21 protein-coding genes and 1 riboswitch are annotated in these 25,964 nt (G+C 73.1%); of the genes, 6 read left to right on the forward strand and 15 right to left on the reverse strand.

Annotated features, from left to right (window positions below):
• On the reverse strand, nucleotides 1–219 hold a 219-nt coding region (locus tag FMEAI12_RS14435; RefSeq protein ID WP_235014000.1), incomplete at its 3' end, for a winged helix-turn-helix domain-containing protein.
• A 153-nt stretch (nucleotides 220–372) separates the two neighbouring features.
• On the opposite strand from FMEAI12_RS14435, the gene FMEAI12_RS14440 reads away from it, so the two are divergent.
• Nucleotides 373–1,599 (forward strand): class I SAM-dependent methyltransferase, encoded by a 1,227-nt coding sequence (locus FMEAI12_RS14440; RefSeq protein ID WP_112106417.1) that lies wholly within the window; start codon nucleotides 373–375, stop codon nucleotides 1,597–1,599.
• An 8-nt stretch (nucleotides 1,600–1,607) separates the two neighbouring features.
• Here FMEAI12_RS14440 and FMEAI12_RS14445 read toward each other — a convergent pair whose 3' ends face one another.
• Together FMEAI12_RS14445 and FMEAI12_RS14450 are read right to left on the reverse strand one after the other, a co-directional pair.
• Entirely contained in the window at nucleotides 1,608–2,675 is a 1,068-nt protein-coding gene (locus tag FMEAI12_RS14445; protein ID WP_071059703.1) for a zinc-binding alcohol dehydrogenase family protein, read from the reverse strand.
• Nucleotides 2,676–2,745: 70 nt separating this feature from the next.
• On the reverse strand, nucleotides 2,746–3,330 hold the full coding sequence (locus tag FMEAI12_RS14450) for a TerD family protein (protein ID WP_112106418.1): 585 nt from the start codon (nucleotides 3,328–3,330) through the stop codon (nucleotides 2,746–2,748).
• Between the two features lie 346 nt (nucleotides 3,331–3,676).
• Between FMEAI12_RS14450 and FMEAI12_RS14455 the strand changes: the two genes are divergently transcribed.
• Together FMEAI12_RS14455 and FMEAI12_RS14460 are read left to right on the forward strand one after the other, a co-directional pair.
• A complete protein-coding gene (locus FMEAI12_RS14455; protein WP_112106419.1) occupies nucleotides 3,677–4,945 on the forward strand; it encodes an aspartate kinase in 1,269 nt (422 codons plus the stop codon).
• Between the two features lie 17 nt (nucleotides 4,946–4,962).
• Complete coding sequence (locus FMEAI12_RS14460; RefSeq protein ID WP_112106420.1) at nucleotides 4,963–6,024, forward strand: aspartate-semialdehyde dehydrogenase; 1,062 nt, start codon at nucleotides 4,963–4,965, stop codon at nucleotides 6,022–6,024.
• Nucleotides 6,025–6,512: 488 nt separating this feature from the next.
• Here the strand turns inward: FMEAI12_RS14460 and FMEAI12_RS14465 are convergent, their stop codons facing one another.
• From FMEAI12_RS14465 to FMEAI12_RS14490, 6 genes are all read right to left on the reverse strand, one after another.
• Entirely contained in the window at nucleotides 6,513–6,716 is a 204-nt protein-coding gene (locus FMEAI12_RS14465; protein WP_009740954.1) for a cold-shock protein, read from the reverse strand.
• Between the two features lie 311 nt (nucleotides 6,717–7,027).
• Entirely contained in the window at nucleotides 7,028–8,077 is a 1,050-nt protein-coding gene (locus FMEAI12_RS14470; RefSeq protein WP_020463984.1) for an aldo/keto reductase, read from the reverse strand.
• A gap of 251 nt (nucleotides 8,078–8,328) precedes the next feature.
• A complete protein-coding gene (locus FMEAI12_RS14475) occupies nucleotides 8,329–9,867 on the reverse strand; it encodes a CYTH and CHAD domain-containing protein (RefSeq protein ID WP_071059708.1) in 1,539 nt (512 codons plus the stop codon).
• Nucleotides 9,868–10,123: 256 nt separating this feature from the next.
• Entirely contained in the window at nucleotides 10,124–10,978 is an 855-nt protein-coding gene (locus FMEAI12_RS14480) for a CPBP family intramembrane glutamic endopeptidase (RefSeq protein WP_112106421.1), read from the reverse strand.
• 82 nt (nucleotides 10,979–11,060) lie between these two features.
• On the reverse strand, nucleotides 11,061–12,053 hold the full coding sequence (locus tag FMEAI12_RS14485) for a cytochrome d ubiquinol oxidase subunit II (protein ID WP_071059709.1): 993 nt from the start codon (nucleotides 12,051–12,053) through the stop codon (nucleotides 11,061–11,063).
• Complete coding sequence (locus FMEAI12_RS14490) at nucleotides 12,050–13,615, reverse strand: cytochrome ubiquinol oxidase subunit I (protein ID WP_071059810.1); 1,566 nt, start codon at nucleotides 13,613–13,615, stop codon at nucleotides 12,050–12,052. The genes FMEAI12_RS14485 and FMEAI12_RS14490 overlap by 4 nt, the downstream gene beginning before the upstream one ends.
• A 155-nt stretch (nucleotides 13,616–13,770) precedes the next feature.
• Here FMEAI12_RS14490 and FMEAI12_RS14495 point away from each other — a divergent pair, with 155 nt between their 5' ends.
• From FMEAI12_RS14495 to ppc, 3 genes are all read left to right on the forward strand, one after another.
• Nucleotides 13,771–14,418, forward strand: a complete 648-nt coding sequence (locus tag FMEAI12_RS14495) for a BlaI/MecI/CopY family transcriptional regulator (protein WP_112106422.1) — start codon at nucleotides 13,771–13,773, stop codon at nucleotides 14,416–14,418.
• 13 nt (nucleotides 14,419–14,431) lie between these two features.
• A complete protein-coding gene (locus FMEAI12_RS14500) occupies nucleotides 14,432–15,658 on the forward strand; it encodes a M56 family metallopeptidase (protein WP_112106423.1) in 1,227 nt (408 codons plus the stop codon).
• 258 nt (nucleotides 15,659–15,916) lie between these two features.
• Complete coding sequence (ppc, locus tag FMEAI12_RS14505) at nucleotides 15,917–18,850, forward strand: phosphoenolpyruvate carboxylase (RefSeq protein ID WP_112106424.1); 2,934 nt, start codon at nucleotides 15,917–15,919, stop codon at nucleotides 18,848–18,850.
• Between the two features lie 38 nt (nucleotides 18,851–18,888).
• Here the strand turns inward: ppc and FMEAI12_RS14510 are convergent, their stop codons facing one another.
• From FMEAI12_RS14510 to FMEAI12_RS14535, 6 genes are all read right to left on the reverse strand, one after another.
• Nucleotides 18,889–20,451 (reverse strand): MFS transporter, encoded by a 1,563-nt coding sequence (locus FMEAI12_RS14510; RefSeq protein WP_112106425.1) that lies wholly within the window; start codon nucleotides 20,449–20,451, stop codon nucleotides 18,889–18,891.
• A 309-nt stretch (nucleotides 20,452–20,760) separates the two neighbouring features.
• On the reverse strand, nucleotides 20,761–21,138 hold the full coding sequence (locus tag FMEAI12_RS14515; protein ID WP_112106426.1) for a transglycosylase family protein: 378 nt from the start codon (nucleotides 21,136–21,138) through the stop codon (nucleotides 20,761–20,763).
• Nucleotides 21,139–21,150: 12 nt separating this feature from the next.
• Nucleotides 21,151–21,327: riboswitch (cyclic di-AMP (ydaO/yuaA leader) on the reverse strand.
• 371 nt (nucleotides 21,328–21,698) lie between these two features.
• Nucleotides 21,699–22,589 carry an SDR family NAD(P)-dependent oxidoreductase gene (locus FMEAI12_RS14520; RefSeq protein ID WP_071059714.1) on the reverse strand — a complete coding sequence of 297 codons (891 nt, stop codon included), beginning with the start codon at nucleotides 22,587–22,589 and terminating at the stop codon, nucleotides 21,699–21,701.
• A gap of 119 nt (nucleotides 22,590–22,708) precedes the next feature.
• Nucleotides 22,709–24,220, reverse strand: coding sequence for a HAMP domain-containing sensor histidine kinase (locus FMEAI12_RS14525; protein ID WP_112106511.1), 1,512 nt, complete (start codon nucleotides 24,218–24,220; stop codon nucleotides 22,709–22,711).
• Nucleotides 24,221–24,300: 80 nt separating this feature from the next.
• On the reverse strand, nucleotides 24,301–24,990 hold the full coding sequence (locus tag FMEAI12_RS14530; protein WP_112106427.1) for a response regulator transcription factor: 690 nt from the start codon (nucleotides 24,988–24,990) through the stop codon (nucleotides 24,301–24,303).
• A gap of 26 nt (nucleotides 24,991–25,016) precedes the next feature.
• Nucleotides 25,017–25,895, reverse strand: coding sequence for an FAD:protein FMN transferase (locus FMEAI12_RS14535; RefSeq protein ID WP_235014001.1), 879 nt, complete (start codon nucleotides 25,893–25,895; stop codon nucleotides 25,017–25,019).
• Nucleotides 25,896–25,964: the final 69 nt, after the last annotated feature.

A 25,964-nucleotide genomic window follows, 5' to 3' on the forward strand; every position in this document is an offset into this window, starting at 1 on the left:
GACCCGGCGCAGCCTCGAGATGTAGGAGCGCAGCGTCGCCTCGGCCGACGGCGGCGGGGACTCCCCCCACACGGCATCGACCAGACGCGCGGGAGGCACCACGTCCCCCACGCGCGATCCGAGGATGGCCAGCAGCAGCCGCTGTGTGGGGCTGCCGATGGCGATCGGCAGCCCGGCGGCGTCCACCACGTCCACCGGGCCCAGCAGGCGCACGCGCACGAACCGATCATAGGAGTCCCATGGGTCCACAACCCGTCACACGCCGGACACGCCACCCCCGCGCTATCCCGCTGCAAGCCGGCCGCATCACTCCCGCAGTCCATACCCGGATGCTGAAGTCATCACCCGGCGTCACGAGGGAGCGGATAAATCATGACAATCATCACCGACTCGGCCACGGGCACGCCCGACGGCACGTCCGCCGCGGTCGAGGCGTTCACCCAACGGGTCTTCGACGCGGTGCTGGGCGCCCAGGAGGTTCAGGCGATCTATCTCGGCGACCGGCTCGGGTACTACGCCGCCCTCGCCGAGCGCGGGCCCCTCACCTCCTCCGAACTGGCGGACGCGACCGGCAGCACGGAGCGGTACGCCCGTGAGTGGCTCGAGCACCAGGCGGTCTGCGGTTACCTCACCGTCGCGGCGGACGTCGACCAGGACGAGAACGCGGACCGTGGCGCGGGCGGAAGCCGGGACGAGCATGGCGACCGGGGCGCGGGCGCGGAGCCCGCAGGAGACGGGCAGGCCGCGGGCACGGCCGAGGCGCTCTCCCGCCGTTACCTGCTGCCCGCGGGGCACGCGGAGGTCCTCGCCGACGTCGACAGCCTGAACTACCTGGCTCCGCTCGCCCGGTTCGTGGCCGGAGCGGGCCGGCAGCTCGGCGAGATCGCCGAGGCGTTCCGGACCGGCGGAGGGGTGAGCTGGGAACGGTTCGGCGCCGACGCGCGCGAGGCCCAGGCCGCCGCGAACCGCCCGATGTTCCTCTCCCTGCTGTGCCAGGAGCTGCTGCCGGCCGCTCCCGAGGTGCACGCCACGCTGGTCGCCGGCGCGCGCGTCGCCGACATCGGCTGTGGGGCGGGATGGTCATCGGTCGCGCTGGCCCGCGCGTACCCCGGAGTGACCGTCGACGGCTTCGACCCGGACACCGAGTCCGTGCGGCTCGCCGAGCGCAACGCCGCCGCCCTCGAGGTGACCGACCGGGTCACCTTCACCGACGCCGACGCCGCGCAGGCCGCGGACGGCGAGGCGGTGGGCGGCTACGACCTGGTGTTCGCCTTCGAGTGCGTCCACGACATGGCGGACCCGGTTGCCGTGCTCGACGCGGCACGCCGCCTGCTGACCGCCGGCGGCAGCATGATCGTCATGGACGAGCGGTGCGCGGAGTCGTTCCACGCCCCCGCGGGCGAGATCGAGCGGCTGCTCTACGGGTACTCGCTGGTCGGCTGCCTGCCGGACGGGATGTCACGGCAGCCCTCGGTGGGCACGGGAACCGTGATGCGCCCGGCGACGCTCGCCGGCTACGCCGAACTCGCGGGTTTCACCTCGACGGAGACGCTGCCCATCGAGCACGACTTCTTCCGGTTCTACCGCCTCGTCCCGTAAGCCGGCCGTCAGACGCCGTCCGGGAACAGCACGGCGGCGCCGTCCACCCGGTCGCGTGCGAGGTCCTCGAGCGCCTGGTCGACGGCCGTCAGCGGGTACGGGGTGGTTGTCACCGCGAGCCGGTGGCGCCCGGCGATCTCCAGGAACTCGCGGCCGTCGGCGCGGGTGTTCGCGGTCGTGCTGCGCACCGAGCGCTCCTGGAACAGGTGCCGCTGGTAGTTCAGGACCGGGACGTCGGTGAGGTGGATCCCGGCGATCGAGAGGGTGCCGCCCCTGTCCAGCGCGGCGAGCGCGACCGGGACCAGATCGCCGACCGGCGCGAACAGGACCGCCCCGTCGAGCGGCTCGGGTGGGGAGTCGTAGGCGCCGGTCGCGGACGCCGCGCCGAGCTCGAGGGCGAGGCGGCGGGCCCGGGCGGACCTGGTCATGACGTGCACCGTCGCACCCTGGGCGATCGCCACCTGCGCGGCGAGGTGCGCGGACGCGCCGAACCCGTAGACGCCCAGCCGGCCGCCGGGCGGAAGCTCGGCGCGCAGCAGCGCCCGGTAGCCGACGATCCCGGCGCACAGCAACGGGGCCAGCTCGCCGTCGCTGTAGCCGGCGGGCAGGCGGTAGGCGTAGTCCGCGTCGACGACGGCGTACTGGGCGTACCCGCCGTCGACGTCCCAGCCTGTGTAGAGCGACGCGGGGCAGAGGTTCTCGGCGCCGCGCCGGCAGTAGGCGCACGTCTGGTCCGTTCCGGCGAGCCAGGCGATGCCGAGCCGGTCACCCAGCCGGATCGGGGCCGCCGGGGCCGGATCCGGTGGCCGGGAGCCGGCCGCGCCGGCCGGCCCGGAAACCCCATGGCCCCCGGGACCGAGCGCGTCGACGTACCCGACGATCTCGTGACCGGGCACGGTGAGCGGCCGGTGCGGGGGGAGGTCGCCCTCGGCCAGGTGCAGGTCCGTCCGGCAGACGCCGCAGGCGGCGACCTTCAGACGGACCTGACCGGGACCGGGCTCGGGGATGGGCAGCTCGACCGCGCGCAGTGGCGCCGTGGCCACCGGCGCGGGGCGGGTGACCTGCCAGGCCAACACGCGACGCACCCCCCGTCAGCGGCCGGTCAGCCCGCGGGAACTGACCCGCAGGCACTCGGCTCGCGGGCGGTCAGACGTTGACGCCGTGGTCGCGGGCGAGGCCGCTGAGGTCGTTGTGCCCCTGGCCGACCGCGCGGAACTTCCAGTCGGCTCCGTTGCGGTACACCTCGCCGAAGATGACGACCGTCTCGGTCGAGTAGTCCTCGGAGAGGTCGTAACGGACGAGCTCGGTGCCGGTCTGGTCCACCACGCGGATGTAGGCGTTGCGGACCTGGCCGAAGTTCTGGGCCCGGTTCGCCGCGTCGTAGATGGAGACCGGCACGACGATCTTGTCGATCTCCGCCGGAACCAGGCCCAGGTTGATGTTGACGGACTCGTCGTCGCCCTCGCCGGCGCCGGTCACGTTGTCGCCGGAGAGCGTGATGGCGCCCTCCGGGGACTTCATGTTGTTGAAGAAGACGAAGTGCCCGTCGGACAGTGCCTTGCCGTCGTTCTTCACGCCGATGGCGGAGGCGTCGAGATCGAAGTCGGTGCCGGTCGTCGTGCGGGCATCCCACCCGAGCCCGACGGTGAGCGCGGTCAGCGCTCCGGTTCCTGCCTCGGCGGCCTGCTTCGTGAGGCTGACGTTGCCGCCCTTGGCAAGGCTGATCGCCATGACGAATGTCCTTCCTGAAGGATCCCTTTAACGCCGACGATCCTCCACGTCGAGGACCATCGGACCAACACGGTCGCTTCCCGGGTCACCCTTGCACACAAGGCCGAACTCTCCGGGTAAGCCGTCGGTCGGATGACACACGTGCCACCGGATGACCGCCACGCGTGATCGCTCTCCGGTCACACAGGCGATCCGCCGTCCCTCGCAAGGCCAACGAAGCGGGGGCGGGCAGGGTTTCCGGCACGAGCAGCCGCCGGTCGGGATCCGCGGATCCCGACGGACGGCGGCCGACCACACATCCGCGGATCTCGGCGGAGGTGCCCCTGGTCTCGGTAATCTGGCAGCCATGGCGCTCCTGGTCGCGAAGTTCGGCGGGTCCTCGGTCGCGGACGCGGATCGCATCAAGCGGGTGGCCGACCGGATCGTCCAGACCCGCCGGGCCGGGAACGACGTGGTTGTCGTGGTGAGCGCGATGGGCGACACCACCGACGATCTGCTCGATCTGGCCGAGCAGGTGAGCCCGCTGCCGCCCGCGCGGGAGTTGGACATGCTGCTCACCGCCGGCGAGCGGATCTCCATGGCGCTGCTCGCGATGGCGATCACCAAGCTGGGCGCGGAGGCGCGTTCCTTCACCGGCTCGCAGGCCGGCGTGATCACCGACTCGGTGCACGGCCGGGCCCGGATCATCGACGTCACCCCGGGCCGCATCCGCACCGCGCTGGACGAGGGCGCGATCGCGATCGTCGCCGGCTTCCAGGGTGTCAGTCAGGACACGAAGGACATCACCACGCTGGGGCGCGGCGGTTCCGACACGACCGCCGTGGCGCTCGCCGCCGCGCTGGGCGCCGACGCCTGCGAGATCTACACCGACGTGGACGGCGTCTTCACCGCCGATCCGCGCATCGTCCCCGACGCACGCCGCATCGAGAAGATCTCCTACGAGGAGATGATGGAGATGGCGGCCTGCGGGGCGAAGGTGCTCATGCTGCGGTGCGTCGAGTACGCCCGCCGTTACTCCGTCCCCGTGCATGTCCGCTCCTCGTTCTCGTCGAAGCCGGGCACATGGGTCACCGAGACTCCGGAGGCACAGCTCGTGGAACAGGCCATCATCCGCGGCGTCGCGCACGACTCGAGCGAGGCGAAGGTGACAGTCAAGGGCTGCCCGGACAAGCCCGGGGTGGCGGCGGCGGTGTTCCGCGCGGTCGCTGACGCGGACGTCAACCTCGACATGATCGTCCAGGTCGGCTCGGTCGCCGGCTCCGGGCGGACGGACATCTCGTTCACCCTGCCGATGACGGACGGCCGGACGGCGCTCGGCGCGCTGGAGAAGGTCCGCGACCAGATCGGCTTCGAGCGGACCCTCTACGACGACCACATCGGCAAGCTGTCCCTGATCGGCGCCGGGATGAAGTCCCACCCCGGGGTGTCCGCCCGGTTCTTCGGCGCCCTCGCCGACTCCGGCGTCAACGTCGAGATCATCTCGACGTCCGAGATCAGGATCTCGGTGGTCGTGCGGGACACCGACCTCCCGGTGGCCGTACGCGCCGTGCACGCCGCCTTCGAGCTGGGCAACCCGGACGAGTCCGCCGTGGTGTACGCGGGAACCGGTCGATGAGCGAGCGGAGTCAGGGCATGGGTGGGACGTCCCGGCGGCCGACGCTGGCCGTGGTCGGCGCGACCGGCGCGGTGGGCACGGTGATGCTCGCGCTGCTGACCGAGCGCCCCGACGTCTGGGGTGAGATCAGACTGGTGGCCTCCGCCCGCTCGGCCGGGCGCACGCTGCGGGTCCGCGACGAGGACGTCACCGTGCGGGCCCTGTCGCCGGAGGTGTTCGACGGCGTCGACATCGCGGTCTTCGACGTGCCGGACGAGATCTCGGCCGAGTGGGCGCCGGTCGCCGCCGCCCGGGGCGCGATCGCGGTGGACAACTCCGGCGCCTTCCGGATGGATCCGGATGTTCCCCTGGTCGTGCCCGAGGTGAACGCCGCGGCGGTGGCGGACCGCCCGCGCGGCATCATCGCGAACCCGAACTGCACCACCCTGTCGATGATCGTCGCAGTCGGCGCGCTGCACCGGGCCTTCGGCCTCGAGTCGCTCTTCGCGACGTCCTACCAGGCCGCGAGCGGGGCCGGCCAGTTCGGCATCGACACCCTCTACGCGCAGCTCGCCCTGGTCGGGGGCACCAGCGAGCTGGGGCAGAACGCCGGCGACGTGCGCAAGGCCGTCGGCGAGGAGGGCCTCGGCCCGTTCCCCGCGCCGCTGGCGCTGAACGTGGTGCCCTGGGCCGGCTCGCTCAGGGACGGCGGCTGGTCGTCGGAGGAACTCAAGATCCGCAACGAGTCACGGAAGATCCTCGGCATGCCCGGGCTGCGCGTCTCGGCGACCTGTGTGCGCGTGCCCGTGGTCACGACGCACGCGGTGGCGGTGCACGCCCGGTTCGTGCGGCCGGTCACGGCCGAGCAGGCGCGGGACGTCCTGGCGTCAGCGCCGGGCGTGGCCGTGCTCGACGATCCCGCCGCGGGCGAGTTCCCGACGCCGGCGGATGTGGTGGGCACCGACCCGACCTGGGTCGGGCGGATCCGTCAGTCGCCCGACGATCCGCACGAGGTCGCGTTGTTCGTGTGCGGGGACAACCTGCGCAAGGGCGCCGCGCTCAACACGCTGCAGATCGCGGAGCTGCTCGCGGCCGACTGACGCCGAGGGAGATCGATTCGAGACCTGCGTGGACGCGGGTGATTCGCGACCTGCGTGGACGCGGGTATCGACGCGGGGCGTGAACCTCTCGCAACACTGAGCATCGCGCGACTCTCGCCGCGGCGCGATATTTGCGCCCTCACGCATTCCACGCGGAAGCTTTTACGGATACGAGTAATCCAACAGACGCTTCCCGAAACATCGGCAAGCTGTCCTCGGACATTGGAACGATCGGCGTCGGTCATTCGTTAAGACCCCGCACGGTTCAGCCGCTGCATGCGACCAGTTCAGAAGCGAACCGGTTCAGAAGCGAAGCATGTTCGTTCCGTGGTCTGTCCGGGTCCAGACGAGGGCGCAGATAAGACGCCCCCGAACAGATCGGAACAGATCCGCAAGACCCGTGGATCCCGCCGAAAAACGGTCAGCCCGCCCGTCGGAGACGTCCGACAGGCGGGCTGACCAAACCTGGTTTTACTGCTACTCGTGGCTCAGACGACGCGGACGGCGTCGGCCTGCGGGCCCTTCTGGCCCTGGGTCACCTGGAACTCGACCCGCTGGCCCTCCTCGAGTGCCTTGTAGCCGTCCATCTGGATTGCGCTGTAGTGGACGAAGACGTCAGACCCGCCGCCGTCCACGGAGATGAAGCCGAAGCCCTTCTCCGAGTTGAACCACTTCACCGTGCCCTGAGCCACGTGCCGTTCTCCCTGCTGGTGCAGTCAGGACCCGCACCGCGCGGGCCCCGGGCCGAACGTGACAGCGATACGATTCGCCGCCGCGTTGTTCCGCCGTGTCTCGGTTGAGGCACGAACTGGCGAACTCTGGCCACGCCTGACGCTACACGCACGCAGCCTCTGACGGGAGACCTCCGGCAGAAGAAGTCCACTTCACGGCTCGACATTACGAACATCGACTTCGTCACGCCGGTGCGCCACGGACCACTCCACCGAAGCCACCGCGCACCCCGAACACCCTCTCCAGATGACCGGAGGAACGCTGTGAGTCCTCACACGAGGGCGCTGCCAGGCAGCGCGGGGCCCTGCCGAGACGGCCCCGCACCCACATCGAGACGTTCGACCGCGACGCCGATCTCGTCCAGGTCGAGGTCGGTCAGGACCACCGCTCCGCCCGCGGGCAGCCAGGCGTCGATCTGGTCCGGGCGCCGGGCCCCGACGATCGCGGCGGTCACCCCGTCGAAGGCCAGCGTCCAGGCGACGGCCACCGCGGCCACCGTCGTGCCGTGCCGGGCCGCTATCGGACGCAGCACATCGACCAGGGCCAGGTTGCGCTCGAGGGCCGGCGGGTTGAACTCCGCCGCCGTCCGCCGCCAGTCGTCCTCGGCGAGCGCGCGGGTGCGCTGCACCGACCACCCGCCCGTCAGCAGCCCGGACTGCATCGGGCTGTAGACGATCACACCGATGTCACGCATGGCGCAGTACGGCAGCAGGTCGGCGGCCGCCAGCCGGTTGACCAGAGAGAACGGCGGCTGCAGGACATCGACACCGCCCGCCGTCGCCGCCGCCTCCAACTGGGCGACCGAGAAGTTCGACGCCCCGACCGCGCGGATCTTGCCCGCGGCGCGGAGCTCGTGCAGGGCGCCGACGACCTCGGCGATCGGGGTCCCGTCCTGCGGCGGCCAGTGGAGCTGGTAGAGGTCGATGCGCTCCACCCCGAGCCGGCGCAGCGACGCGTCCACCTCGGCGCGGATCGAGGCGGGCGCCCCGACCCGCAGGGGGGGCCGCGTCGGGTCGCTCTCGTCCCAGACCAGGCCGCACTTGGTGAACACGTAGGGACGTTGCTCGGCGGGGATGCCGGCCAGCGCCCGGCCGACGAGCTCCTCGGAGTGCCCGAGGCCGTAGACCGCGGCGGTGTCGACCCAGTTCACCCCGGACCGCACCGCGGCCCGGATGGCCTCGACCGCCTCGTCGTCGTCCTGGCGCCCCCAGCCGAACGCCCAGTCCGCCCCGCCGATGGCCCAGGCTCCGAACCCGACCCGAGTGATCGACATGTCGGTCAGGCCCAGTCGGGTGGTGCGCAGGGTCGCTGGCGCGGTCATCGGCGTCTCCTCACGGTGCGGGGATCTGCTTGGCACGGGGCCCTGCTGGCGCCGGCTGTGCTGGCGCAGGGCTGTGCTGGCGCGGAGCCGGGGCTACCGGGACCGACCAGTGCCGTACCGCCCCGATGCTGCCCGATCCGGGCCCCCGCCGCCCACTCGGACGGCACCATACCGCCACTCTGCGCAACATGTGCGACCAACATCACACGCGCCCGGCCGGCACGGACGGGGCCGGGCCGGCCCCGGACGGGTCAGCGGCGGACGAACCAGCGCCGGTGCCGGCGCGCCGACGCGTCCGGCCACAGGTCGAAGAAGTCCCGTTCGGCGGTGCGGGCGCGGCACTCCTCCAACCCGAGCAGTACGCCCAGGGTGTAGGCGGTCGGCTCGCCGGCTGTCTGCGCCTCGACCCCCCAGTCTCGCAGCAGGCCGCGGGCGATCGTCGCGTCCTGGTGGGTGCCGAGCAGCTCCTGCATCGACTCGGCGAGCCGGGCGAACGCGGCCGCGGGCGGGCCGTACACCGGACCGACCACCTCGGCCGCGTACCGCAGCCGCTTCGCCTGCTTGCGCGCGGAGTGCAGGAGCTCGTCGCGTTCGGCACCCACCGGCAGGGGGGCGGCGCGGCCGACCTTGCGGCTCAGCCGCCGGTCGGCGTCGTGCAGGAGACCGGGCAGCACCTTCTCCGCGGGCTTGCCCGAACGCCCGACGAACGGGCCGTTGACGAGCGCGAGCAGATCCTCCACGAGGGTCAGATAACGCTCGCTGCGCAGCATCTCCAGTGCCTGGGCCCGGGCGGCCGTCTGGTCGGCCGCGAGCCGGGCCGAGATCGCGCCCACGACGTCCCCGCGCAGCAGGTCGGCGGGCAGGTCCTCGAGCCGGCCCGTGAAGTAGTCGATCTGTACCTCGGCGTCGCGCGCGGCGGACAGCGCCCCGGCCAGGTCGCGCAGCTCGACGTCGAGGTGCGCGACCAGCTCCGCGGGGAAGAAGGGTGCGAAGGTCCGCAGGGTGCTGCGGGTCCGCCGGCAGGCCACCCGCATCCGGTGCACCGCGTCGGGCGCGTCCAGGCGCACCCGCGGGTCGGTGGCGAGCAGCGCCTCGACCTGCGCGATCAGGTAGGCGCGGACGACCTCGCCGGCCGGGGTCCGCCGGCGCAGCTTCGCCGCGGCGCGCGGCACGTCCGGGCCGGGCGCGCCGCTCAGCGCCGGGCCGAGCACCTGGGCCAGCTTCGACGCCGAGGCCGACAGCTCGGCGCCGGCGGCGGTCAGCACGGCCTCGACGGCGTCGAGCACGCCCGGGTCACCGGAGCCCAGCTCGACCTCGATCTCCCGCCACTTCTGCACGACCGTGGTCGCGCCGAGCGTCTGGGCCGTCACCTGGTCGTCGACGACCTCCGCCAGGTCGCAGCCCGCCTTGTCGCGCAGGCGGCGGGCGGTGCGCAGCGTCACCAGGCGGGCGACCGGGCGCAGCTCCGCCCCGCGCAGGTGCACGGTGGCGAGGTCGACAAGATCGGCGGGAACCGGATCGTGGGAGCCGAGCGGGCGGTGGATCTCGTCACGCACCCCTGGGGCCACGGGGAGCTTCAGGTGCCAGCCGGCGTCGTCCCCGCCCGTCCGGCGGCGCAGGGTGATGCGGTTGCGGGCCAGCCGCAGGTCATCGGAGTCGTAGTAGACGGCCTCCAGGGTGACGGTGCGGCGGGTGCGGGCGGTCGCGACCCCGTCCACCTGCGTCAGCCGGGGAAGTACAAAGCTCTGGTCGACGGAGTACTTCCGCTCGATCTCCCGCGAAGAGCCCACGCCCGCTCCTTTCCGCGCCCTCAGTGCCCGCAAGCGCCCGCGACCCCGGCGGATCCGTACCGCCACCCGCGGCCGCTGGCCCTCGCGACCGGTCGGCGCTACCCGACCGCCCCGGCCCGTGGCGTGGCATGGTGTTGGTCCGCCGTTCGGGCGTCGACCAAGCGGCCCGGGGTACCGGGGGCCGTTACGGTGCGTGCCCAGCTCGCACCCAAAAGGACGATCGTTGTTTGCCTTTTGTTAACCTTAGCGCGGAACGTTAGCGCGGAACGGGTATCCACGACACCCTTCCGGCCAGCGTCACATACCCCACGAACGCGACCGTGTCGATGAGTGTGTGTGCTACGACGAGCGGTAGCACCCGGCCGGTCCGCTGGAAGATCCGGCCGAACAGCAGCCCCATCGCGACATTGCCGGCGAATCCCCCCAGCCCCTGGTAGAGGTGGTAGGAGCCGCGCAGCAACGCGCTGGCGGCGAGCGCGCGGTTGTCGCCCCACCCGAGCTCACGCAGACGCACCAGCAGGTACCCGGCGACCACCACCTCCTCGGCCAGACCGTTCTGGGCCGCCGAGGCGACGAGGACCGGGATCCGCCACCAGACGTCCGGCAGGTTGGACGGCGCGACAGTCAGATTGGCGCCGCTGTGCCAGGCGACCAGGTAGAAGGCGAGACCGGTGCCCCCGACCGCCGCCGCCAGCGCCGCGCCACGGAGGGCGTCCGAGCGGGGACGGCGCCGGTCCAGGCCGATCACCGCGGGCCCGCCGCCGTGGCGGCCCAGCAGGTGGACGACGAGAAACACCGGTACCAGCGCGGTCGTGAGCGAGGCGGCCTGCAGCGCGAGATCGAGCCAGGGGCGCCCCGGCGCTGCGGACGAGTTGAGCCGCGCGACCTGCGAGCGGACCGGCTGCTGCGCGGTCAGCACCCCGAGGTAGCGGATGAGCGCGAACAGGCCGGAGGCACCGAAGGACACCCCGAGGACGAGCAGGACCTCGGTGCGCAGCGACCGCCGACCCAGCGGCTCGCCGCCGGCGGTGCCGGTGGTGGTGCCGGTGGTGGGGCCCGCTGGCCCGTCGGAATCGCTGGCCCGGCCGCTGCCGATGCTGGCCCTCGTCACCCGTCGACGGTAGTCGCGGGCGGCGGGACGCCTGGTGCCGGCCGGCCGGCGCACACCTCCGCGCGCCGGCCGGCCGCGCCGGTCAGGACTTGACTTCGGGGTTCGCGAACAGGCGGAACAGCATCCACAGCGATGGGATGAGGACCACCAGCCCGCAGGCGACCGCGATCAGCATCGCCACGATGTTGGCCTCGGGCGCGGCGGCGGAGTCGACCGTCGCGCGGCCGACGACCAGATCCGGGTACTGGGCGGCCGCCCACCCCCAGAGCACGCCGGCCACCGCTGCCCCCGCCGTGATGCGGGCCGCGGTGAAGCGGTGCTGCCACAGCGCGACCAGCGACGCGATCCCACCGAGGGCCGAGATCACGACAAAGGGCACGGACCGCTCGGCGAACCGCTCCGCCACGACAGGTGCCTCCGACCACAGCAGCGGCAGCAGCGCCGCGGCGAGCAGCCCCGAGACGACGGCCCCGCCGAGCGCGCGGCGGCGGAACCCGGGCACCAGGTGCTCGGTCTCCGGGCTCGACGCCGCGTCCCGGCACAGGTACACCGCGGCCAGGAAGGCCGTCACGGCGAGGGTGAAGACGCCGCAGACGATCCCGAAGGCGCTGGTCACCGGGGCGAGCGCGTCGCCCTCGGTGACATCACCGGTGGCCAGCGCGGCGCCGCACACCCCGAGCGCGACCGGGGTGATCGCGGACGAGATCGCGAACACGTGGCCCCACCAGTGGTCCGGCCCGGCCGCGCCGGCGCCGTAGGCGCGGTACACGTACGCGGCCCCGCGCAGGACGATCCCGGCCAGCGCGCAGATGAGCGGTATCTCCAGCGTCGACCCGACGATGCCGAACGCGGCCGGGAAGCCGCTGAACATCATGACGATCACGAAGATCAGCCAGACGTGGTTGGCCTCCCAGACCGGGCCGAGCGCGGCGGAGACGAGCCGGCGCTGGTCGGCCGCGTCCCGGCCGCGGGCGAGCAGGTCCCAGACCCCGCCGCCGAAGTCGGCGCCCCCGGTGAGGGCGTAGGCGGTCAGCCCGATCACCATCACGACGGCGAGCAGGTCGGCGGCGGTCATCGGGCGTCCCCTTCGCTGCTGGACGGATCGGTTCGCGGCGTGGTGGGCGCGGACGTCCCGGGCCCGTCGCCACCGTCGCCGTCACCGCGGACCCTCGCGGGAGTGTCGGGAGAGGCGGGAGCGGGACGCGCGTCCGGGATGTCCGGAGTCGTGGAGGTCTCCCCCACGGTGGCGGCCAGCTCAGGGCCACCCGTCGCCATCCGGCGCAGGATGAGGATGAGCGCCGTCGCGAGGCCGAGGTAGAGCAGGATCGTGCCGGTGAAGATCGCCGGCATGCCCGAACTGCTGGTCACGGCCTCGTCCACCCGCATCCGGCCGTAGACGATCCAGGGCTGGCGGCCGCCCTCGGTGACCTCCCAGCCGGCGAGCATCGCCAGCATGGACGCCGGTCCCGAGGCCGCGGCCGCCCAGAGCCACGGTCTTCCGGTGGGCAGCAGCGGGCGCTCGCCGCGCCGCCGCCGGCGCAGGACGACGACCCCGGTGACCAGCGACAACGCGATCAGGGCCATCCCGAGGCCGACCATCACGTTGAAGGCCGAGTGCACCAGCACGGCGTTCGGCCGCTCCTCGGGCGGGACGGCGGTCAGGCCGGTGATCTCGTGATCGGCGCTGAGCCCCTGCATGAGCGACAGCAGGTCGGGGACCTCGATGCCGTGCCGGACCTCGCCGGTCTGCTCGTCGTAGATCCCGCCGATGGTCAGCGGGGCGTGCGTGCGGGTGTGCCCGAGCCCCTCCATCGCGGCGAGCTTGATCGGCTGCTCGTTGCCGACCACCCGGGCGGCCCAGTCACCGACGATCAGCTGCAGGGGGGCACAGACGAGCAGGACGGCCAGACCGACGCGCAGTCCCCGCTGGTGATACGCGTCGCGCCGGCCGCGCAGCATGCCGACGGCGTACACGCCGGCGACGATGCCGCCGGTGCACATCAGCGCGGCCAGCAGCATGTGGATGAGCTGATGCGGCGCGGTGGCGGCCAGGAACGGGGCGAACGGCTCTGCCGATACGACCTTGCCGTCGACCTCTGTGACGTGGCCGGGGGTGTTCATCCAGGCGTTCGCCGTGATGATGAAGAGAGTCGAGAACGTGCCGGCGATGGCGATCGGCCACAGCGTGAGCCAGTGCGCCCGGGCCGACAGGCGCTTCCAGCCGTACAGGTACATGCCGATGAAGATCGCCTCGGCGAAGAACGCGAAGCCCTCCAGCGTGAACGACAGTCCCAGCACCCCGCCGTACCGGGCCATGAAGGCCGGCCACAGCAGGCCGAACTCGAAGGACAGCGCCGTCCCGGAGACGGCGCCGACGGCGAACATGACCGCGAAGGCCCTGGACCACTTGCGGGTCAGCGCGAGCCAGACGGGGTCGCGGGTGCGGACCCAGCGCCCCTCGACGAACAGCAGGAGCCATGGCATGCCGACGCCGAACACCGCGAAGCAGATGTGGAACGCCAGCGAGAACGCGGTCTGTGCCCGGGCCAGGTTGGTGGACACGGAGCTCGCCTGGGGCGGGTCCGCGGCCTGGGCGAGAGCCGCGACGTGGGAGAGAACTTCGGCGGCATGGACCATCTGGACCTCCTCCACCGTGGGCGGCAGCACGCCCGTCGCATTCTTCTACATTACGTAGAAGATTCTACGTTCGGTAGAAGATTTTTTCGTTGTGAGATCGACCGGGCTCGACGAAGTTCCGGGCAAGAACTTCTACGCGGCGTAGGATCGGTCCCATGGCACGCCTGGGTGACCTGGAACGGTCTGTCATGGACGTCCTGTGGTCGGCCGACGACTGGCTGACAGCACGCGACGTGGCGGCCCGCCTGCACCACGAGCGCGACCTCGCCTACACCACCGTGCTGACGGTGCTGGAGCGGCTGGAGCGCAAGGGCTTCGTCCGGCGCCAGCGGGCCGCCCGTGCCCACCGCTACGCGGCGACCGACAGCCGCGAGACCGTCGTCGCCGAGGCGATGCTGGAGGCCCTGGGCACCGCCGACGACCGGGGTTCCGCACTCGTCCGCTTCGTCGGCTCGGTCTCCGCGGAGGAGGCCGAGATCCTGCGCCGCGCGCTCGAGCCGGCCGGCGACGCGGCGACCGACGGGACCGCCACCGCGTCCGGGCCGGGCGGCGCCGTGAGTGACAGCGGCGCAGGCAGCGGCTCCGAGGGCATCAGCGCCGAGGGCGTCGGCACCGAGGGCGCGGGCCGTGGGCCGGGCGCTCCCGGCGAGGCGGGCGGTCCGGCCACGACCACCGTCGGGGGGCCGGCGGACGTCGCCGACGTCACGGACAGCACCGCGGCGGCCACCGTGGCCAGCATGTCCGAAGAATCGTCAGTCACGGCCGAGCCGCGACCGGTGCACCTCCCGGTGGACGAGCGGTAGCGTCTGCCGGGACATGACGACCGCGGCCCTTCTCGCCCTGTTCGCGGGCGCGCTGGCCTGGCCGGTTCCGCGCCTGCTGGCCGCCGCGCGGTGGCCGCACCGCTGCCCGCGGGCGGCGATCGTGCTGTGGCAGGCGATAGGCCTCGCGGGTGGGGTGTCGGCCCTGCTGGCCGCCGCGGCCTTCACTGTGGCCCCGCTGTCGCAGGGCATCCCGTCGGCACTCGCCGACCACGCCTCCAACCTTCTCGCCGGTGAGCCGCTGGTCGGGCTCGGGCGGACGAACCTCGTCGGGCTGGCCATCGCGGCGGCGCTGGCGGCACGCCTGTTCGGCGTGCTGGCCATGTCGACGGCGGCGACTCTGCGCGAGCGCCACCGGCACCGGCACCTCGTCGACCTCGCCGGCCACCGGCACCGGCACCGCGGGCACGACCCCGGTGGCCCCGGCGACCCCGGCAGCTCCGGTGAGCACGGGGAGCACGGCACCGGGTGCCGCCTGTGCGAGCACCGGGACAGGGCCGGCACCCGGCTGCGGATCCTGGACCATCCCGTCGCCGTCGCCTACTGCGTCCCCGGAGTGCGCCATGCACGGGTCGTCGTCTCCGCCGGCCTGCTGCGGACGCTGACCCCCGAGGAACTGGACGCCGTCCTCGCGCACGAAGAAGCACACGTCAGCGGCCGGCACGACCTGGTCATCCAACCGTTCGTCGCCTGGGAGCGCACCTTCCCCTTCCTGCGCCCGGCCCGTGAGGCGACGGCCGCCGTCTCGCTGCTGGTCGAGATGCTCGCGGACGACGCCGCCGCCCGGCGCACCTGCGGGCGGACCCTGGCCCGGGCACTCGCCCGCCTCGGCGTCACCCGCGCACCGGTGCCCGCCGGGACGCTGAGCGCGACGGGCCCGGTCGGACCGGCGGACTCCGGACCGGCCGACTCCGGACCGGCGGACCTCGGGCCGGCGGACCTCGGGCCGGCGGACCTCGGGCCGGCGGACCTCGGGCCGGTGAGCCCGCCGGAGTCACCCGCCGTGCTCGGAGTCGCCGGCGTGGGTCGGCTGGCGGCCGTCGCCGCCGCGGTGGCCACGGACCGCACCGACCCGGCGCGCAACGCGGGCGTGCGGACGCCGGTCGTCGCCCGGATCGCCCGGCTGCTCGACCCGCCGGCCGTCCCGATCTGGCTGCCCGGGACCGCCTACCTCACCGCCGCCGTGGTGTTCCTCACCCCGGTGATCCTGCTCCTCACCTGAACCTGAGCTTTCCGTTCACCTGAGCTTTCCGGCAACCCGGGTACCACAGAAGCGCACACAGTCGGCAGACTGGACATGTGCGTCGGCAGGGCAACAGCCCGCTCGCCGGCGCGGCGACACCGCCGTCGCCGGATCCGGACAGCGAGCCCGCACCCGCACCTGCAGAGCCCGCACCCGCACCTGCCCCGCAGACACGTCCTCACCTGATCGCTGTCGCGGAGAGCTCTTCCGCGACATCAACCCATCGGAGACGGCGGCGTGACCACCACACCTGGCATCCCCGGGACGGCGAGCACCGAGAGCCCGGAGAGCAGCAACAACCCGGCGAGCACCGGCAACCCGGCGGACGGGCGTCCGGACCAGCAGGCCCAGGACCCGGGCGGCTTCTCCGGCGGCGTGTCCTCCGACGCGCGCCACGCGGCCGTCCGCGCCGGCGTGCGCCGCCTCGGCGCGCTGCTCGGCGAGGCCCTCACCCGCCACGAGGGCCCGGAACTGCTCGCGCTGGTCGAACGGGTCCGCATGCTCGCCCGCGGCGAGGACGGCGGCACCGAGCTCGCCGCCGTCCTCGACGGCGTCGACGCGCGGCAGGCGATCCTGCTCGCCCGCGCGTTCACCGCCTACTTCCAGCTCGCGAACATCACCGAGCAGCTGCACCGGGCGCGGGAGATCTCCGACCGCCCGCGCAGCCGGCTGCGCGACCTCGCCGACCGCATCGCCGAAGCGGTGGACGAGGGGGCCGTCGACCCGGACCTTCCGGCCGAGGTCATGCGGCGCCTGCAGCTGCGCCCGGTCTTCACCGCGCACCCCACCGAGGCCAGCCGCCGTTCCGTCCTGGAGACGCTGCGCGGCATCGCCGACCTGCTCGACGCCACCGACGACCCGCGCCGCCCCGGCGCCGACGACGAGCGGCTGGCCCGTCGTCTCGCCGAGCTGGTGGACGTCCTCTGGCAGACCGACGAGCTGCGGGTGGAGCGGCCGAAGCCGGCGGACGAGGCACGCTCGGCCGCGTACTACCTCACCTCGATCGCCACCGAGGTCCTGCCCGATCTGCTGGAGGAGCTCGACACCGCGTTCGCCCGGATCGGGGTCGAGCTGCCGGTGGCCGCCCGTCCGCTGGCCTTCGGCTCCTGGGCCGGCGGCGACCGGGACGGGAATCCGAACGTCACGCCGGAGGTCACGCTGGAGGTCCTCAACCTCCAGTACGAGTTCGGCATCCGGGCGCTCACCGCCCTCGTCGACCGGCTGGTCCGTGAACTGACGGCGTCCACCCGGGTGGTCGGGGAGGTCAGCGGCGGCCTGCTCGCCGCGCTGGCCGCGGACCGCGCCGCGCTGCCCGAGGTGTACGACCGCTTCATCCGGCTCAACGCCGAGGAGCCGTACCGGCTCAAGTGCAGCTACATCCTGGCGCGGCTGGCCGGCACCCGCGCCCGGCTGGCCGCCGGCGCACCGCACGTCCCGGGCAAGGACTACCTGCGGCCCACCGACCTGGTGGACGAGCTGGAGCTCATGCGGGTCTCTCTCGCCGCGAGCCACGGCGAGCTCGTCGCGAACGGGCCGCTGCGGCGCGCGATCCGGACGGCGAGCGCCGTCGGCCTCTCCCTGGCCACCCTCGACATCCGCGAGCACGCCGACGCCCACCACGCCGCCCTCGGCGCGATCTACGACCAGCTTGCCGAGCTGGACGTCCCCTACCGCGACCTGGACCGGCCGGCCCGGCTCGCACTGCTGTCGGCCGAGCTGGCGGGGCGCCGGCCGCTGCTCGGTGCCGTCCCGCCGCGGCTGCCCGAGCGGGTGGCGCGCACCCTCGAACTGCTCACCACGGTGCGCCACGCGCTGGACCAGTACGGCGACGGCGTCATCGAGAGCTACATCGTCTCGATGACCCGCGACGCCGACGACATCCTGGCCGTCGCCGTGCTCGCCCGCGAGGCCGGCCTGGTCGGCCTCGGCCGGCCACCGGGGACGTCCAGCGGCACGGAACGTCACGGGCCCGCGGTGCCGGCGGTCGCGTGGGCGCGGATCGGGTTCGTGCCGCTGTTCGAGACCGTCGCCGAGCTGCGCGCCGCGGGGACGCTGCTCGACCGGCTGCTCGCCGACCCGTCCTACCGGGCGCTGGTCGCGGCACGCGGTGACGTCCAGGAGGTCATGCTCGGCTACTCGGACTCGTCCAAGGACGCCGGCATCACCGCGTCCCAGTGGGAGATCCACAAGGCGCAGCGTGAGCTGCGGGACACCGCCCGCGCCCACGGGGTCGTGCTGCGGCTCTTCCACGGCCGCGGCGGATCGGTCGGCCGCGGCGGCGGCCCCTCCGGCGAGGCGATCCTCGCCCAGCCGTTCGGCACCCTGGACGGGCCGATCAAGGTCACCGAACAGGGCGAGGTGATCTCGGACAAGTACACCCTGCCGCAGCTGGCCCGGCAGAACCTGGAGATCACCCTGTCGGCGGTGGTGGAGGCGTCCGTCCTGCACCGCACCTCCCGGTTCACCGAACAGGCGCTCGCCGGCTGGAACGGGACCATGACGGCGGTCGCGGACGCGGCGAAGGACGCCTACCGCTCCCTCGTCGCCGACCCGGCCCTGGTTCCGTTCTTCCTGGCGGCGACGCCGGTGGAGGAGCTCGGCAACCTCAACATCGGCTCCCGCCCCTCGCGGCGGCCCGGCGGCTCCGGAGGGCTGGCGGACCTGCGGGCCATCCCCTGGGTGTTCGGCTGGACGCAGGCCCGGATCATCCTGCCCGGCTGGTTCGGGGTCGGCTCCGGGCTGGCGGCGGCGCGCGAGGCCGGCGCGGGCGGGGAGCTGGCCGAGATGTACCGCTCGTGGCATTTCTTCCGGACGTTCCTCGGCAACGTCCAGATGACCCTGGCGAAGTCGGACCTCGCGATCGCCCAGCGCTACGTCTCGGCGCTGGTCGACCCGGCCACGGCCGCGCTGTTCGACGTCATCCGGGACGAGCACGCGCGGACGGTGCGGGAGGTGCTGGCCGTCACCGGGCAGGCCGGCCTGCTCGAGACCGCGCCGGTGCTGCGCCACACGCTGCTGGTCCGGGACGCCTACCTGGCCCCGCTGCACGCGTTGCAGGTCTCCCTGCTGGCCCGCACCAGGGCGGCCGGTGACACCGCCGACCCTCAGCTTCGCCGCGGCCTGCTGCTGACCATCAACGGAATAGCCGCCGGCCTCCGCAACACGGGCTGATCGTCAGAGCGCGGGCGCAGGGCCGGGCGGGTGGTGGGTCAGGGGCTGGGCTCCGGTTCGGCGGTCACCGGGTGGGCGGCCTGCTGGTTCCCAGCCTGTGGGGTCGCGGCCGGTGGGGTGGCAACCTGCTGGGTCCCTTCCTGCGGGGTGGCGGCCTGCCCGGGAGCGGGGGTGGTCAGGAGACGGGACCGGGTCTGGTCCGCGGTGCGCCGGGCCCAGGTGCCCGTCGTCGCGAACCCCAGGGCGAGGACGGCGGCGCAGGCCGCGACCACCGCCCACCAGGCGGCCGTGCTGGTGGGGTCGATCCCGACTCCCGGGCCGTCGCCGACGGCCCCGACCGTCGCGGTCGCTGCCGCGACGGAGCCGATCACGGCCACGCCCAGCGACTGGCCGACCTGGCGGCTCGTCGAGGCGACCGCCGCCGCGACCCCGGCCTGCGCGAGCGGCATCCCGGAGACCGCAGTGTTGGTGATCGGCGCGTTCACCAGGCCGAAGCCCGTCCCGAAGAGGACGTAGGCGACCATCAGGGTGGTGACGGAGGTCTGTGGGGACAGGCCCGTCATCGCCGCGCTGCCGGCGGTCAGGGTGACACCCGCGGCGAGCAGCGACGGACGCGGGCCGAAGCGGCCCACCGCCCGGCCGGACAGGGGCGCGACCACCAGGGTGGCCAGCGCCATCGGCAGGGTCAGCAGGCCGGCGTGCAGCGCCGAGTAGCCACGGACGTCCTGCAGATAGATCGTGTTGAGAAAGAGGAAGCCGGCGAGGGCGCCGAACGCGCACACCGCGATCGCCGTCGCGCCGGAGAAGGGCGCGCTGCGGAAGAAGCGGACGTCCAGCAACGGCTCGGTGCGCCGCGACTCGTAGCCGACCAGCAGCGCCGCCGCGGCGACCGCCGCCGCGAACAGGACGAGCGTTTCGGTGGACGTCCAGCCGGCCGCGGGCGCCTCGATGATCGAGTAGGTGAGGGTCGAGAGGACGGCGATCACAAGGAGCTGTCCGACGGGGTCCAGGCGGCGTGGGCTCGGCGCGCGGGACTCGGGGACGAAGCGGTGCGTGAGCACCAGCGCGGCGAGCCCGATCGGGATGTTGATCCAGAAGATCGCCCGCCAGCTCACCGTCTCGACGAGGATGCCGCCGAGCACCGGGCCGAGTGCCATGCTGATCCCGATCACCGCGCCCCAGAGACCGATGGCGCGGGCCCGTTCCCGCGGGTCGGTGAACGTGTTGGTGATGATGGACATCGCAACCGGGTTCAGCATCGAGCCGCCGACGGCCTGCACCATTCGGAAGGCCACCAGCCAGCCGAGCCCGGGCGCGAGGCTGCACAGCAGCGAGCCTGCGGTGAACAGGGCCAGTCCGGTCTGGAAGATCCGGCGGCGGCCGAGCCGGTCGCCGGTGGAACCACCGAGCATGAGCAGGCTGGCCAGGACGAGGGTGTAGCTGTCGATCGTCCATTGCAGGCCCGCGGGCGACGCACCCAGATCCCGGCGCAGTGCGGGCAGGGCCACGTTCACGATGGTGCCGTCCAGCCCCACGATCAGCAGACTCATGCAGCAGATCGCGAGAACGGCGAACCTGCGGCGGCTGGTCGGCTCGGCCATCGACAACCCACCTCTCCGGCCGCCGCCAACTCGGCCGCAGGTGCGCGGGCGGACGACTGTTCAGCGTACGGCAGGTCTCTTTTCCTCGCGCTCGCGCTCGTGCTTCCTCGCGCTCGTGCGACGCGGCCGGTGGTACCGAAACGCCGGTGGCCCGGGTGTCGACACTGACACCCGGGCCACCGATCGCGTTCCACGGACCATCTGTCACGCTCAGCCAGGGCTCAGCCAGGCTGGTCCGTCACCTGTCTGCTCCATTCGACGGCCGCGTCAGATTCATTCGACGGGCCGCGTCAGAGCCTGGGGGCTGGGTCAGAGCTTGGGGCCCCAGCAGCTCTTCGAGGCGTACCACGGGCTGGTTCCCTGCTGCGCGTACAGGATGTGCGCGCGCTTCCACTGCTCGGCGGCGCTTGCGTTCTGCGGGAGACCCTGACCACCGACGCCGCGCCAGGTGCTCGGCAGGAACTGGAACAGGCCGCCCGCGCCGATCTCGTTGACCACGCGGGGGTTACCGCCGGACTCGCAGGGCACAACCGCGCTCAGGAAGCGGTGTGCGTCCGGCCGACCCGCGGCGCTGGCGGGCTGTGACATCGCGATTCCGCCGCCGATCGTGGCGGCGAGGAGCGGTGCGACAAGCAGCGCACGGCCGCGGCGGATGGAACGACTGGTCTTACGAGCACGCGAAGCCATAACGGACAAAGTGATGCCCCTCCCCACGCCTGCGAAGTTAGCTGTCGGGTTCGGGCTGGGATTTACCCGGTCGCGCTACGCGACTTCACCCCGAGGACGTCTGTGATCGACGCCCGAAGGTTGGTTCCCCCGCTCCCGCCCTGAGGTTTGTTGTTCACCGGGCGGGGCAGGATTCGGCGTGTCGCCCGGTGCGCGCTTTCCTGAACGAAAGCACGGCGCAGACGTTACACACAACGGACCAACAATTGCCAAGGCTCTGTGGCGAGCACCACATGGCCCATCGAAACCTTGAAGATTCTCCGTAGACGGCGTATCACGCGCGCAGGCGCGTTCCTCTTTAACGGACCGTCCCATCACCGTGACCGCCCCGCCACGATGGCCGAGAGCGGTGACACGGAGAGTGGGTGACGTGCTCACCTCGGCGCAGGAATTCGACCCGTGAACCGGGAAGAAGTTGCGCGAGCATCAAGTTGGAAATGGTCCCGGCGTTCGTCCGGGCACCACCCAGACCTGTTGACAGGCCCCTGATGCGGACGAGTCGTAATTTCGTCCGTTCCGGGTCAGATTTCCGGAGTCGGCAGCGCAACCTCCGGAGCCGGCAGAGGCACGACCCCGTGGTGCGCGGTCAGGCCCCCGTCGGCGACCAGCGTCGTTCCGGTGATGTAGGACGACTCGGCGGAGGCCAGGAACCAGACGGCCGAGGCCAGCTCGCCCGGCTGCCCCCAGCGCCCCATCGGAATGCGGCGGCTCACCGCCGCGGTGGACGCCGGGTCGGTGCGGTGGCGCGCGGTCAGCGCCGTCTCGGTCAGGCCGGGGGCGACGGCGTTGATCCGGATGTTCTGGGCGGCGTGGTCGAGCGCCGCGGCCCGCACCATGTTGATCACAGCCGCCTTGGACGCGTTGTACGCCCAGTTCCCCGGTTCGCTCTGCAACCCGCCGCTGGAGGCGGTCACGACGATTGAGCCGCCACCGCCCGCCCGGAGCGCGGGGACCACCGAACGGATCCCGATCGCGACGCCCCGCACGTTGACGGCGAGGATCCGGTCCAGCCGGTCGATCGCGCCCGGGGCCTCCCACGGCAGCGTCGTGCCGATCCCGGCGTTGAGCACCGCGACGTCCAGCCGCCCGAAGCTCGCGAGCGCCAGCTCCGCCATGGCGGCCCCGGTCTCCTCGACCGAGACGTCCCCGACCATCGGGACGATCCGCGGCTCCGGCCCGCCCGCCGGCCGGGAGTCCGCCCCCGTCACGGCACCGGCATCCGCCGCGGTCCGGGGATCCGCCGGGGCCACGGCGGGCCGCGGGGCGCGCGACTGTGCTCGGGTCAGCGCCGCCAGGCCGACCTCGTCGACGTCCACGGCGACCACGCCGAACCCCCGCGCGGCGAACAGCTCCGCGCACGCCCGCCCGATCCCGGATGCCGCTCCCGTGATGACGACCGCCGAGGTGACCACACGTCCTCCACGAGCTCCGAGAGACCTCACCAGCACGGCAAGTCCCGCCCGCCGGACGGATCCCGGCCGACCGCGCCGAGATCAGCCTGGCGGGTCGCGGTGAACGGAGCCGATCCAGCTCATGACGAAGAGGGATCGGGGCGGGGCAGGACGAGCCGGAACGTGGCGCCGCCGCCCGGTGTCGGCCGGTGCTCGGCCCGTCCGCCGTGCGCGGCGGCGACGGCCTCGACAATGGACAGGCCCAGCCCCGTCCCGCCGGCGTCGCGGGAGCGGCCGGAGTCGGCGCGGTAGAACCGCTCGAAGACGTGGTCGACGGCGTCAGCGGGGACTCCGGGTCCATGGTCGATCACCGAGATGACGACCTCCCGGTCGTCATCCACCGCACCGGCCGCCGCACCGCCGTCGGAGTCGCCGTCCGCGTCCGTGTCGGCGTCGCGGACGGTGAGGGAGACCGTCGCCTCGGGCGGGGTGTGGACGAGCGCGTTGCGGACGAGGTTCCCGACGGCCTGGCGCAGGCGTCCCCCGTCCCCCGTCACCTCGAGGATCGGCGGGGCGTCGACCTCGATCGTCCGTCCCGGGCTGACGGCGCGGGCGTCGGCGGCGATGTCACGGAGCATGGCCGCCAGGTCGACGGGTTCGCGCTCGAGGTCGGGCTGGTGGTCGAGGCGGGCGAGCAGCAGCAGGTCGTCGACCAGCTCGCTCATCCGGGCCGACTCCTCCTCGATGCGCCGCATGACCATCGCCAGGTCCTCGGGTCGGCTTGCCGCTCCCCTGCGGAACATCTCGGCGTAGCCGCGGATCGACGTCAGCGGGGTGCGCAGTTCGTGGCTGGCGTCCCCGACGAAGCGTCGCAGGCGCCGCTCGGAGGCCTCGCGGGCGCGGAAAGACGCCTCGATCTCGGTGAGCATCGTGTTGAAGGCCAGCCCGAGACGCCCCACCTCGGTACCGCGGTCCGTGTCGGTGACCCGTTGAGTCAGGTCGCCGTCCGCGATCATGCCCGCGGTGTGTTCGATACGGGTCAGCGGGCGCAGCCCGAGGCGGATGATGACGTAGGCCAGCGCGGCGAGCACCACCAGCATCGCCGCGCTCACGATGATCTCGATCCTGGTGACGTTGTCGAGAGTGGTCTCCATCTCGGCGAAGGGCACCGCGACGACCAGCACGTCTCCGTTGCCGAAGCGCTCGGCGAGCAACCTGAACCTGTCCCCGCCGCCTTCGGCGGGGACCGTCCACAGGGAGGCGGTCGCCAGGTCGGGCCGCACCGGGGCGGCGGCGAGCATGCTCTGGGTGACGGCCGGGCGCCGGGTCGGTGCCGCGGGGCCGTTCGGGCCGGGGCTGGTCTCGGCCACTCGCCGGCCGGCGCTGTCGTACAGCGCCCCGTAGGTGCCGACGAGGAACGCGGTGCCGAACCGTGGCGCCCGGTCGTCGGCGTCGTGGTGGTACGGCATGTGGTCCGTGTCGCCGCCGAGCAAGGTCTGTTCCATCACCGGGTGGGCGTCGCGCACCTGCCGGTCCAGCCGGCCGAGCAGGTACGACTCGACGGCGTTCTGGGTGCCGAACGCGCCGAGCATCAGGCCGAGCGCCAGCAGGCCGACCAGGGCCAACAGCAACCGTGCCCGCAAAGAGACCATCCGCGAGGACACGAGATGCCGCCGCAGGACGCGCCGGTGCAGGACGCGGTGCAGGACGCGCCGGGGCGGGGCCGGATGTCTCACCGCGGCAGGCGCAGCACGTAGCCAACCCCGCGCACCGTGTGGATCAGCGCCGGCGGAGCGTCGTCGATCTTGCGGCGCAGATAGCTGACGTAGGTCTCCAGGACCCGGGCGTCACCGCCGAAGTCGTGCCCCCAGACGTGGTCGAGGAGTTGGGCCCGGGTCAGCACCTTGCGGGCGTTGACCAGCAGGTAGTGCAGCAGCCGGTACTCGGTGACGGTCAGCTCGACGAGGCGCCCGGCCCGGCGCACCTCGCGGGTCCCCGGGTCCAGCTCGAGATCGGCGAAGCGCAGCGGCTCCGGCGCGCCGTCGACCATTCCGGCCCGGCGCAGGATCGCCCGGACCCGGGCGACCAGTTCACTGACCACGAACGGCTTCGTGACGTAGTCGTCGCCGCCGAGCATCAGCCCGTGCACCTTGTCCTCGGTGGTGTCGCGGGCGGTCAGGAACAGCGTCGGCACGTCCCGCCCGGCGTTGCGCAGCCGCTGGCAGACGGCGAAGCCGTCGATGTCGGGCAGCATGACGTCCAGCACGAGCAGGTCGGGCGGCTCCCGCGAGACCTGCGTGAGCGCCGCCTGCCCCGAATGCGCGGCGCTCACGTCGAAGCCCTCGTAGCGCAGCGCCATGGCGACGAGATCGGTGATCGCCTCCTCGTCGTCAACGACGAGGACCCGGACGGGACGCTCCATCCGCTCAGTGTCACCTCCCGTCAGTGTCACCTCCCGTCGGGACGTCCGGCGGCCGGCCTCGGGGCGGTCGCTCGCGCGCCCGGCCTCGGGGCGGTCGCTCGGACGGCCGGCCGCGGGGCTGTCTCGGCAGCCGGCCCCGCGGCGGTCGTGGTGACCTGGCCCGGGAAGCCCGCGGAGTGCGTGAGCCGCCCGGTGGTGTCGACCGTCAGCCACTCCCATCCCCGGCGGGCGAGGTGGGTGAGCAGGGCCGGCGCCTCCGGCCCGGCGGCGAGGGCGGCGGTGGCGAACCCGTCCGCGAGCGTGGCGTCGGCACTCACGAGGTCGGCGCCCACGAGGGTGACCGAGGCGAGGCCCGTCGCCGGGGCGCCGGTACGCGGGTCGACGACGTGCGCGCCCCGCTCGGCGACCCCCGAGGTCGCGACGGCCAGCTCGGTGCCCTCCACCACGGCGACCAGCCTGGCCCGGTCGAACGGATCGGCGATCCCGATCCGCCATGGACGTCCCGGCGCCCACCCCGAGGTGCCCCGCACCCGCAGGTCACCGGCGGCGCTGACGCAGTGGCTCGGGGCACCCGCGGCGGTCAGGGCCGTCGACGCGGCGTCGGCCGCCCAGCCCTTGACCAGCCCGGTCGGGTCCAGCGTGCCGTCCCCGCGCCAGGCGGGGTCGAACCATCCCCCGGTCTGCTCCCGGCATTCGGCGGCCGCCCGGTACACCTCGCGGACGTGATCCGGACAGTCTCCGAGCTCGATCTCGCCGCGGCGCAGCCGCGACACCCAGGACGTCGCCCGGAACGTGCTGAAATCCTCGTCGACCCGATGCAGCACACGGACCGCGGCACCGATCGCCGCGTCCAGGCCGACCGCGTCGAGCGGCGAGCGGACGTCGATGCTGACAACCGTGCCCATCACCGGTTCGGGGTGGCTGCGCCCCGGTCGCGACGGGCGCCCCGGTCGCGACGGGCGCGACGGGCGCGA

The sequence above is a fragment of the Parafrankia sp. Ea1.12 genome (assembly GCF_900465275.1).
In the GTDB taxonomy this organism is placed as follows: domain Bacteria; phylum Actinomycetota; class Actinomycetes; order Frankiales; family Frankiaceae; genus Parafrankia; species Parafrankia soli.